Source organism: Pseudoalteromonas prydzensis (assembly GCF_011050055.1).
GTDB classification, from domain to species: Bacteria; Pseudomonadota; Gammaproteobacteria; order Enterobacterales; family Alteromonadaceae; genus Pseudoalteromonas; species Pseudoalteromonas prydzensis_A.
This window is the reverse complement of record NZ_DRGM01000070.1, coordinates 18,644-29,633: the sequence shown is the minus strand read 5'-3', so window position 1 is coordinate 29,633 and position 10,990 is coordinate 18,644. Positions and strand designations below refer to the sequence as shown.

At 41.0% G+C, this 10,990-nt stretch carries 7 protein-coding genes; 4 read left to right on the top strand and 3 right to left on the bottom strand.

Annotated elements, in window-relative coordinates; all coding sequences use genetic code 11:
• The first annotated feature begins 867 nt into the window (after positions 1-867).
• The gene (locus ENH88_RS06340) at positions 868-2,013 is read left to right on the top strand and encodes a PQQ-dependent sugar dehydrogenase (protein WP_304180772.1); all 1,146 of its coding nucleotides are present in this window, start codon (positions 868-870) and stop codon (positions 2,011-2,013) included.
• A gap of 48 nt (positions 2,014-2,061) precedes the next feature.
• On the opposite strand, the gene ENH88_RS06335 is transcribed toward ENH88_RS06340, so the two are convergent.
• Positions 2,062-3,651: an RICIN domain-containing protein gene (locus ENH88_RS06335; RefSeq protein ID WP_304180770.1), complete on the bottom strand. Its 1,590-nt coding sequence runs from the start codon at positions 3,649-3,651 to the stop codon at positions 2,062-2,064.
• A gap of 407 nt (positions 3,652-4,058) precedes the next feature.
• Between ENH88_RS06335 and ENH88_RS06330 the strand changes: the two genes are divergently transcribed.
• Both ENH88_RS06330 and ENH88_RS06325 read left to right on the top strand, forming a co-directional pair.
• Positions 4,059-4,508, top strand: a complete 450-nt coding sequence (locus ENH88_RS06330; protein ID WP_304180769.1) for a carboxymuconolactone decarboxylase family protein — start codon at positions 4,059-4,061, stop codon at positions 4,506-4,508.
• Entirely contained in the window at positions 4,498-5,235 is a 738-nt protein-coding gene (locus tag ENH88_RS06325) for a helix-turn-helix domain-containing protein (protein WP_304180767.1), read from the top strand. The genes ENH88_RS06330 and ENH88_RS06325 overlap by 11 nt, the downstream gene beginning before the upstream one ends.
• Positions 5,236-5,333: 98 nt before the next feature.
• Here the strand turns inward: ENH88_RS06325 and ENH88_RS06320 are convergent, their stop codons facing one another.
• Together ENH88_RS06320 and pbp4b are read right to left on the bottom strand one after the other, a co-directional pair.
• On the bottom strand, positions 5,334-6,710 hold the full coding sequence (locus tag ENH88_RS06320; RefSeq protein ID WP_304180766.1) for a Na+/H+ antiporter NhaC family protein: 1,377 nt from the start codon (positions 6,708-6,710) through the stop codon (positions 5,334-5,336).
• A 147-nt stretch (positions 6,711-6,857) separates the two neighbouring features.
• The gene (pbp4b, locus tag ENH88_RS06315; RefSeq protein ID WP_304180764.1) at positions 6,858-9,305 is read right to left on the bottom strand and encodes a penicillin binding protein PBP4B; all 2,448 of its coding nucleotides are present in this window, start codon (positions 9,303-9,305) and stop codon (positions 6,858-6,860) included.
• Between the two features lie 471 nt (positions 9,306-9,776).
• On the opposite strand from pbp4b, the gene ENH88_RS06310 reads away from it, so the two are divergent.
• On the top strand, positions 9,777-10,622 hold the full coding sequence (locus ENH88_RS06310; RefSeq protein ID WP_192540493.1) for a MurR/RpiR family transcriptional regulator: 846 nt from the start codon (positions 9,777-9,779) through the stop codon (positions 10,620-10,622).
• Positions 10,623-10,990: the final 368 nt, after the last annotated feature.

Sequence of the window (10,990 nt, the reverse complement as noted above, 5' to 3'; positions counted from 1 at the left end):
TAAATTGAATAACCCAAGTCGTTGGTCAGGAAAGTCACGAGATTGGTCAATGATAAACGAAGTAAATTTGAATCCTGAGAAAAAAGAAGAAATGCGGGCGGCATAAAATTTAACTTGAGGCGACAACTAACTTGAAAAACTCCGTTTATCCCGACAAAAATTGAATACAGTGTTAGCGAGTTTAAAAAAATACTATCAACCACGCCCATATCAATTTTGGGCTAAAGCCCAACCTACACTGATACACCACCACTCTTAAGCTTTATAAACTCAAAGCCCGGCAAAAACATTCGCGGCTAAAGCCAACTCCTACAACGAATCCTGAAGCAATATCGGCACCCGATTTAGCTGCCGTCGCCAGCGCGACAAACCTTGAATAAGGTTTTTAATGTAGGTCGCGGATTTATTCCGATAAAAGTTAGCAAGTTAGCAAGTTAGCAAGTTAGCAAGTTAGCAAGTTAGCAAGTTAGCAAGTTAGCAAGTTAGCAAGTTAGCAAGTTAGCATAAAAAACCATCAGCCAAGATGATGCAACTTTTTGGGCTAAAGCCCAGCAAGCTTAGCGCCTATGGTGGTTCACTTACCACTGGTGTTAACCCCTTCGTGGCTAAAGCCAACTCCTACAAATTAAAGTGGCTAGGCTCTAGGAAGTGACTAGGTGCTAGGATTGTTCCGTAGCTCGTCGCACGAAGCCATAGTTTTCATTCTCTGTGCAGCGAAGCACTCTGCCCAACCTACAACATCCGCGCGACAACCCCGTCATTTATCTTATATTTCACGTAGGTAGTCGCACTTTAGTGAAAGTTAATAACAATTTAACCTTGAACACGCTACTCTATTTACATCGTGTTTAAAAAATTGGAGTTACCATGAAAAAGTCTTTTTGTAGCAGTTTAGTCATCGCTCTTGTCAGTTTAACCAGCTTGCAGGCGTGTGCGCAGCAACCGGAACAAGAAATTCCTGTCGCTAAAAGCGCTGATAAGTATGAGCTTGAATTAGTTGCCAAAGGGATTCAAATTCCTTGGGGAATGGCGTGGCTTAACGAGCAAGATTTATTGGTAACAGACCGAGCCGGTGAACTTAGACTTATTCGTGATAACAAGCTGCTAGAGCAAAAAATTGCAGGGCTGCCTAAAATGCATGCTGAGGGTCAAGGCGGCTTATTAGATATCGAGCTTGATCCTAATTTTAAAGACAATGGCTGGATTTACTTCTCTTACTCAGGTTATGAAGGCGAGGAAGAAGGCTACAATACTTCAATTATGCGTGCGCGCTTAAAAGATATGGCGTTAATCGACTCACAACTGCTGTTCGACGGTGCGCCAAACACTACAACCACCAAACATTATGGCTCGCGTATTGAGTTTGATAAAGACGGCTACTTGTATTTTTCGATTGGCGATCGTGGCGAGCGTGATGTTCACCCACAAAGCTTAGAGTATGACGCGGGTAAAATTCATCGTATTAATAGCGATGGCTCAATTCCAGATTCCAACCCATTTGTAAATCAGCCAAACGCGCGTAAGAGCATTTATTCGTATGGCCATAGAAACCCGCAAGGCATGGCTATGCACCCAGAAACAGGGGCAATTTGGAGCCATGAACATGGGCCTCGTGGTGGTGATGAAATCAATATTATTAAAGCGGGTGCAAACTACGGCTGGCCAGAAGTAACTTACGGTATTAATTACATTGGCACCAAAATTACTGATGAAACAAGCAAACCAGGTATGGAACAACCTGACTGGGTGTGGGTGCCATCAATCGCCCCTTCTGGTATGGAGTTTGTAAGCAGTGACAAATACCCGCAGTGGCAAGGTCATGTACTTGTTGGCGCAATGAAATTTGCGCACTTGGTATTAGTTGAACTCGATGGCAATAAAGTAACGGGTCATAGCAAGCTGTTTGAAGGGGCTGGCCGAGTACGTAGTATTGCCAGCCACCCAAATGGCGATTTATATCTCGGCATCGACGGCATGGGGATTTTCCGTATCGTACCTAACAGTAAGATTTAACGCTTAGTACCTCATATAAAGCCCTCTTCATAGAGGGCTGTTTGCTTATTACTGCGGGCCGGTACCGCCATCAACTTGACTGCCTAAGCTACTGGCATTGTCTAAACTGTATGGGTATAACTGGATATCATTAAAGATGTTTGCACCACTGTCGCGATACTGATCGGTTGCTGACACACCTGTATACACATTACCTGAGGCGCTAAAGTAACCTGAGCCTTGGTTCCAATGTGGTTTTGCACTGTTTTCAAAGTAGTTATTTTCTACCAGTACTTCAGCACCATTACCTGCACTAATTGCGAAGTAAGTAATGTTTTTCCAATAGTTATTAAACATATGCACGCGTGAATTATAACCATCTATTTTAGGGTTACGGCCTGCTGCAGTATCCCAAAAATTGTGATGTGCTGTAACTTGTGAGTTTTGAAATAAATGCGTATACCAATGTTGGTTAGCGCACACTTGTGGATTATAACCATAAAAACGGTTCCAGCTTAAGGTGACATTTTGGCTATTGCCAATATCAATATAGCCATCACTGATTTTATTAAATGCCATATGGTCAATCCAGATGTGGCTACTGTCATCAACAGAAATAGCATCACCAGCTTCAACTAACGCGGGGTTAATGTCTTCAAGTAAAATATTACGAATTATAATATTACGTTGATTGCTGATCACTAAACTCGCGCCGATGATTTTTGAGTTTGCTCCTAATCCCTCAAGGGTTTTATTTGAGCGTACAATTAAACGAGAGTCATTGCGTGTGACATTAACCGTGTTGTTTGAGCTGCTACCTAATTCGCTGCAACTTTGACTGCCAACCGGTACGCGATACCAGGTTTTTCCGTTATCGCCCCATGTAGCGCAATCAAGCGGACACGCTGCAACAGTACGATTTGCCGTGTGGCAGTTAATGGTTGTATTGTTAGGAACTTGAATAACCGCAGTTGAATTTGAGTTTAATGCGGCTGTAAGCGCACTACAGCTAGTAACTATTGTTGGCGATACATTACCGCCGCCCGTGGTGGTTGCAAGGCCATCGCTGCCTAGTTGCGCTGCAAAACCAATTAACTCGCTTGAAGTTTGGCCACCACCGCTGCTGCTACCGCAACTACCTGAAACTGGGTTGATATACCAACGCTGCGAACTGCCACCCGTATCATCATTTTGATAAACATTCGCGCCGTTTTGCGAACCAGCCACAGTTAATGACTTTTGCGTAAGTTTATTCACGATGTTAAAGCCACCCGATGAAGACGCCTTGAGTTGCCAGCGTTGATTGTCACCTTGCCAATCGTCATACATCACAATATTTGCGCCGTTAGACTGCGACGAGTTGAGTACATCAAGTACTTGGTTATTATGCTGTGCACGAATAGTCCAATAACCGTCACTCCCCTTGGTTAAGGCAAACTTCTGGTTTGCACCACCCCAATATTGATAGCTAATTACATCCGGTGCACCACTGCTATCAGAGGTGTTAACGTCTAATGCCAAGTTAGAACCACGGTTGATAACAGAGTAAACCCCGCCAGATGTGGGCATAGTTGTACAGTTTTCTGCCAATGTAGCAAAGCTACAGGCAGATAGCAGAAGTAAAAATAAACTCTTTTGCCATTGTATCAGTGTTGTCATAACGCTCATTCTGTTGCTCCAATTTATGCCATTCCTTGAATGGTGTTGTGTTAACGCAAAGCCAGTACTTAAGTACCATCAATTAAACAATTATCGTTTGCGTCCCTCATACTAAGATCATTTGTATTACAAATAAAGACAAATGTTAAATTAAGGTAAAAATATTTTGTAATCGCTTTAATTATGATTAAACGAAGAGACTGACTCATTTAAATATTCGCAAGCCGTAAAGGTAAACATTTATATATCAACAACTTATGTTTTTATATATTATTTTAACGACATGGCTGAGCCATAGTGCAGTACTCCAACGATTAATAAGCATGACAAAAAGTCGCTTTTTTCCAATTATTTTGCTTTATCAATAGGCAAACTAAGTATTAGTTTTTTATCTACTAGGAACGATCATGAAAAGAGCAAATTACTTTAATATCGAACCCGAGTTAATGACCTACTTGATTGATCAAGAAGCACTGCTCAAACAAAAAGTCGAGGCAAGCTTTGGGGTGACAATTTGGGAGCTAGTAAAATTAAGAGCGTCACAATTAAATCAATGTGCTTATTGTTTGGCAATGCATAGCGCACAAGCGCTAGATTATGGGGAGAACATTAACCGCATCATTGCCCTCAGTGCATGGCAAGATGCGCCGCTTTATAACGACAAAGAGCGTGCCGCATTAGCCCTTTGCGAGAAGTTGACATTGTCGCAGAGCATTGATGATGACTTTTATCTTGCGCTTGCCGAGTTATTTGATCAACGAAGTTTAGTTACCCTAACCGTGGCTATTAATGCTATAAATAGTTGGAATCGTATAGTCAAAATGTTTAAACCTACAGTCGAGTTTAATGAACGATAAATTATTACTTGAGCTTTATAACCCAACAGGCGGTATAGCCGATTATGTACAAGCAATTTGGTTTGCTAATGCTCAATTTTCAGGAGAGAGTTGGCTTCCCTGCGATGGCGCGAAAGGCGTTATATTTTTAATTTCTGGGCAGCTTAATTTAGCTGGCAGAGCATTACAGCCTCCCTACTTTATGCAAACCATATCAACCCAGTCAGAAAAAGTGTCGTTTACTGCAGGTACCGTTTTTTGTGGGATCAGGTTTAAACCAGCGGGGCTTGCTCACTTACAAAAGGTTAATCATTCACTTGTTGCGCCTGCAACCTTAACGGGTATTGCACAGGCGCTTGCTCAACACGCTAATTTAGATTCATTTATTGATTTGTTGTCGGCGCATCTCAATGCACCAAAAATACACCATCAGGCTATTGAGCACACACAAAAACTGATCCATAAAATAATCAATCTTACCCCACTCAATACAGCCTACGACCATAGCCCAAAAGGCAAGAGGCAGTTAGAGCGTTACGTTAAAAACACCTGTGGCATCACCGCCAAGCACTTAGCACGCATTTACAGAGTTAGGCAGGCGAAACAACTTATAAAAGACCACCCACAGCTAAGCTTGGCACAACTCGCCCTTGAGTGCGGGTTTGCCGATCAATCTCACCTAAACAATGAGTTCAACGCCATTTTGCAAATAACCCCAGCCAAATATAAAAAGTTAATCCAGCAATAAAAAAGCCTGCTAAATTTGCAGGCTTTCTCGTTAACTTTACTCTCGTTAACTTTACTCTCGCTAACTTTACTCTCGCTAGCTTTACTCTCGCTAACTCTTTACAGCACAATAATGCTCGTAACTAGGTAAGCTACAAAGGTTAAGCCACCAGCGAATAATGCATAGGGCATTTGCGTTTTAACGTGAGTAAGTAAGTCACAGCCCGAGGCAATGGCTGATACTGCACTGGTATCTGATATTGGCGAGCAATGATCGCCAAATACGCCGCCACCTAAAATAGCTGCAATCACTAAAGATGGTGGTAAACCCAGCGCTTGAATTAATGGCACGCCAATAGGGATTAAAATAGCAAATGTGCCCCACGATGTCCCTGTGGTGAAAGAGATCACCGCGCCGGTTACAAACAACACTGGCACCACTAAGTAAATAGGTAAGTAATCACCTACTAATCCTGCCACAAATACACCTGTGCCTAAGTCTTTTAAGCTAGCGCCAAGCGTCAATGAGAGTAATACAATCGCCACTAATGGTAAAAGCTCACCCATGCCTTTAAAACCGATATCAACCAATTTATGGTGCGTAAATTGACGAGAGCTTACCATTAATAAGTAAGCGACAACACAAGCTAAAATAGTGGCGTACAATACTGACTTAGAGCCGCTGCCGCTGGCAATATCACCATCGCCCGACCAATACATAAAGCCAACCATGCTGCCAATTAAAGTAATAAGCGGCACTAACATATAACGCGCTTTGGTGCCTTTTACTTCTTCTTGCAGCTCCGTTTTTTGATGCTCTAGTTGTTCCTCAGCCTTTTTAAGCGGGCCGTGCACTTTATCAAATGAGATGGTATAAAACACAATCAACAAGGTAATGATTGCGTAGAAGTTATAACCGATACTGCCCCATAACACTGAGACTGCCGATTCAGACATTTCATAGTTACCTAATAAGCCAAGTACGTACGCACCCCAACCGTTAAGTAAAATTAAGATACATACTGGGGCACTGGTACTATCGATAATGTAGGCTAGCCGCGCTCGGCTCATTTTAAATTTATCGAATAAACCACGGGATAAAATCCCCGCAGTAAGTACACTTAAGTTAGATTCAATAAATACCGCAATACCCGAGAACATGGTTAAATAGCCCACTTGGCGTTTACTTTTTGCTACGCCTTTGTTCATCAACATATTAACAGTCGCTGCAACACCACCCGATTCACGAATGTAGGCAAGCAACGCACCAATCAAGATACTAAAAATGAGGATACGACTATTTCCCGGTGAGCTTGCGACACTCACTACGCGTTCAATGGTATTTATAAACGTATTAAACAGCGTGTTGCCATCACCTTGCAGTGCTAACAAAAACTCAGAAGAAGCAACTGCGACAAGTAGCGCCATTATTACTTCTTTACGCCAAAATACGATCAATATCGCTATCAACGGCGGTAAAATTGAATACCAAGACATACAATGACCTTTTTAGTAGCGACTGTGCCGCTGTTATAATTATTTTACCTTCAGCACGAAGGTTAGAACAAACCCATTAGCTTAATCAGTTCAGTTATAAACACAACTTAAATCGATCAGCGACAAGCTGAGCACTACCTTTTCTGCTCAAGGCTTATTTAGTATTGCTTCATAAATCAGTGAAATAATTGAGCCATATTTTCCGGTCTCGAATTTTTTACCCACAAATTCATAATGTTTTTCACTGCCTTCTATTGGTGTGTGGCGTGTATTGGTTAGCAAAACAATGGCTAAATCATACGCAGGATCAATCACTGTTACGGTGCCAGTCCAACCAGTATGGCCATACGCTTGCGAGCTTGCGTATGGGCCAAAATGCCATTGTAACCCACCATTACCGGCACGACGCCAGCCTAAACCATAGCTTTCATCACTTGCTTGTGGTGCAATAAATTGCTCAAGTACTTGCGGGGTAAACATTTGTTTATCGCCATAGCCACCGCGATTTAATAACAATTGCGTAAGCACGCTTAAATCTTGCCCAGTACTAAATAGCCCTGCGTGACCGGCTACGCCACCTAAGGCATAAAACGCTTTTTCATCGTGTACTTGCCCTTGTAAAACATCAGTGCGTACGTTATCAAAATTAATTCGTCCACCTCGGGTGTTACCTTGCAGTTCTGTGGCGGCAATTTGATTTTTAGTAATGCCTTTTTGCAATGGATTATACATTGTACGGGTTAAACCAAGCGGCTGATAAATTTGTCCTTCTACGTAGTTATCAAGCGACTGGCCGCAGAGTCGCTCAACTAACACGCCGAGTAACATGTAATCTACGTCTGAATATAAATGTTTAACGTTACGACCAGCTACAAATGGCACGCCGGTTAGTAATAAGTTTTTAGTGCGTAAACTATTTTGTGAAAAAAACCGCTCGCCAAATTTATTATCTTTACGATGAAAATCCACCACCGCTGGGTAGCCTGCGCTGTGGGTCAATAAATCTTTAACTAAACGCTGCTCGCGTCCTGCTCCTCTAAATTCTGGTAAGTAATAAAACAATGGTTTTTCTACATCAACTTTACCTTCACTGGCTAATTTCATTAACGCTAAGTTAGTGGCAAACATTTTTGAATTAGAGGCGATATCAAATAACGTATCGCTTTTCATCTGCTGCGGCTGCGCTAATAATGAGCCATCGGCTTGGTATTTTTTTGCATCGCCATAGTGGCTTAATTTTACTAGTTGACCATCTTTGATCACTGCCAGTACGGCACCAGGAAATCCCGCCGCCACCTCTTCGTTGATCAGCTCATCAACGTGACTAAACACATTTGATTTTAAAGGCTTAGTTGCAAGTGTTGGATAAGGAAAGCGTAATGTTAAGCTTGCCCCTTCAGGTTGCACATTCTCAACTTTAAAGGTATTGCTGCCATTATGAGTACGTTTAGATAAGCTATATTCGTACACTTTATTAGCAGTAAATGGTTGAGCAATATTTATTTTTTCACCATTAATAAAAATATCAGCGCTGCTTGCAGTGTTATTTTCAATAATGATTTGGCCTCGGCCTTTATACGCTTTAAACGTACCGCGATCGTTAACCAAGCTGCGAGAACTAGGATTAGGATTTGGTATGTGCAGTACTACTTGTGCATTAGCCAGTGGTTCAACAACTTGCTCAGGTGCAGTTTGCTGTTGTTGATATTGCTGCATTAACTTTGCGGCTTTTTTAGGAAAGTATTTTTCCATTAAAGCAAACAATACCGCAGCACTGCGTGCATCTGCATTACCACTTACATGCCAAGGTAAAAAGTGCATTTGAAAGGCACTTAACGTATCAAGGGTTTGTGGGTCAAGTTGATTAGTCGCTTGTACATCATAGCCATAACCACGTAGCGCTGTTTGCATTAAACCAACAGACGGTTTTACTAAGCTAAATTGCTGCCAATACTTATCAACAGTATCACTGTCATACCATGCACCAATACCAGCCTGATATAGTTGATACCATGGAAAACGCGGACCCGGATCGTTTTTACGCGTCGGCGCTATATCTGAGTGGCCTACCACCTGAGTAGGGCCAATGTCAGGATTGCGCGCCAAAATACCTTTACTGAGTTCAATCAATAACGCCATTTGTTTAGCGTCATAATCCGGGAAAATACACAATTTTGCAGCGTCATTTTCCATCTGCACATCAGCTTTTATTTCAGGGTAGTGACAGCTTGGTACATTTACTATTTCAATACCAATTGATTGATCGTTTAACTCTTCACGACCTTGCCAATAGCTTCGCCCTGCATGCCACGCTCTATCATGTTCATCAACCAGTTGAATTACTTTTAACTGCTCTTCTGGATAGCTGGCATCATTCGACTCTGGTAATAAGTAATGAGCACTCAACCCGCCCTCTTCCACCAGCACACGCATTGATTTTTCATAATCAATAGCGGTGTAATGCATCACCAAAAACTTAACACGGTGACTATAATTAGCTGATTGTGTAAATTCATACGTAGTTGAAGCGCAACTAACTAACAGCACAGTTGCAGCAGTTAAACTAAGTTTTCTAAACCAAGATAAAAACGTCATAACTTTCTCATTACTGATTGCTTAGCGTAAACACCAACAAGAGGATCACTAACAGTGATAAGTGCATTTCATAAGCAAATAAATATAGTCGTAGTGTTGTCATTTTAGTATGCACAACAAAATGTAGCCTAAACATTATCATAGTGAAGCAGCTTGTAAATAATTTATTTATTATAATTTACAGGAGAGAGATATTTTATCTTTAATTAAGGCGTAACGAGTTCACTCCCCTTAAAAATCGATTACTTAGTGGTATTGGTTGTTGTAAATTTAGCTAATTAAAATTATATTATTCCAATTATTCTTGAAGAATATTCCAAAACATAATATCGTTCATTACGAATAATTTATTTGCTTTGTACGCATAGGCACAAGAGTAAAACAAAGACGGTTACATTCGAACCCACATTGAGTACAAACTTATTTCGATTAATGCTATAAATACGCCAAATATAAAAATAAGCGAGTAGTATGTCTACATTTGTAAAAATTAAAGCCTTACGTCAGTCTCTGTCGAGCAGCGAAGCCAAACTAGCAGACTTCACCTTGAACTCCGCTAATGCTATTCGCAACCTCTCATCCGTAGAGCTGGCCAAAGTGGTGGGTGTAAGCCAGTCGAGTGTTGTGAAATTTTCGCAAAAGCTGGGTTATAAAGGTTTTCCTGCTTTTAAACTGGCAGTTATTGATGCGCTCAATGATGAAACGTCAGAACCCAAGCTACACGGAAAAATTACGTTAAACGATTCTTTAGAACAAATTGCTGAAAAGCTACTCAGCAGTAAGCTGGCCGTGCTGACTGAAACAAAAAATCTCAATGAAGCTGCCGCAATTGAGCAAGCAGTCAGTTTATTAAAGTCCGCCAAACGAATTTTGATTTGTGGTTTAGGCGGCTCAGCTCTAGTGGCTAAAGATTTCTCTTATAAGTTGCAAAAGTTAGGTATGCCAGCCATTGCTGAACCCGATGGTCATGCACAACTAGCTTATGTATCGACCTTCGCTAAAGGCGATTTAGTAATTGCGATCAGTGAATCGGGTGTCACCAGAGAAATTGCTGAGGTAGTAAAGCAAGCTAAAAAGAACGACAGTTATGTGATCTCAGTCACTAAATTTGGTAGTAACCCTGTTGCTGATCAAGCTAATGTTAGGCTGTACTCTGTAGCCGAAGAAGAGTCAGTACGGTTATCATCGATACTCGCCCGTACCGCGCAAGACTTTGTTATTGATATCCTATTTATCGCCCTAACGCAGTCAAGCCGCCAAGGACGTAAATTATTAGAACATTCAAACGATGTTGTAGGTGAATTTAGAAATCACTAACACACTACATCGTAAAGCATTAAGGCCACAATTGTGGCCTTTGTTGTTATAAAAGCCATGCAATAATTACCTATCACTCGCCTGAAAATTTATAAATTATTTCTTTATTCCATGCTAAACAAAATTTTTTAGTTCATAAAAAATAATTATTATTGTCACTACAGCGGTATTGTTCCAAATCAACCAAAAATACTCCATTTTTAGTAATAAAAAACAAAAGCTTTTTATTTCAATATATTAAAAATAATAAACTGCACCAAAAACCGAAAAACACTCCCCCAGCCTTGTGCTTATAGTGGCAAAAAATATAACAAAACCAGTTTTTATATATTTTATTTATACATACAGCTAAAGTAAGGAAAAATTTA

Bases quoted from the DNA above. Each gene is read 5' to 3' on its own strand.
- ENH88_RS06340 (WP_304180772.1), top strand. From the start codon at position 868: ATGAAAAAGTCTTTTTGTAGCAGTTTAGTCATCGCTCTTGTCAGTTTA.
- ENH88_RS06310 (WP_192540493.1), top strand. From the start codon at position 9,777: ATGTCTACATTTGTAAAAATTAAAGCCTTACGTCAGTCTCTGTCGAGC.
- ENH88_RS06335 (WP_304180770.1), bottom strand. From the start codon at position 3,651: ATGACAACACTGATACAATGGCAAAAGAGTTTATTTTTACTTCTGCTA.
- pbp4b (WP_304180764.1), bottom strand. From the start codon at position 9,305: ATGACGTTTTTATCTTGGTTTAGAAAACTTAGTTTAACTGCTGCAACT.
- ENH88_RS06320 (WP_304180766.1), bottom strand. From the start codon at position 6,710: ATGTCTTGGTATTCAATTTTACCGCCGTTGATAGCGATATTGATCGTA.
- ENH88_RS06330 (WP_304180769.1), top strand. From the start codon at position 4,059: ATGAAAAGAGCAAATTACTTTAATATCGAACCCGAGTTAATGACCTAC.
- ENH88_RS06325 (WP_304180767.1), top strand. From the start codon at position 4,498: ATGAACGATAAATTATTACTTGAGCTTTATAACCCAACAGGCGGTATA.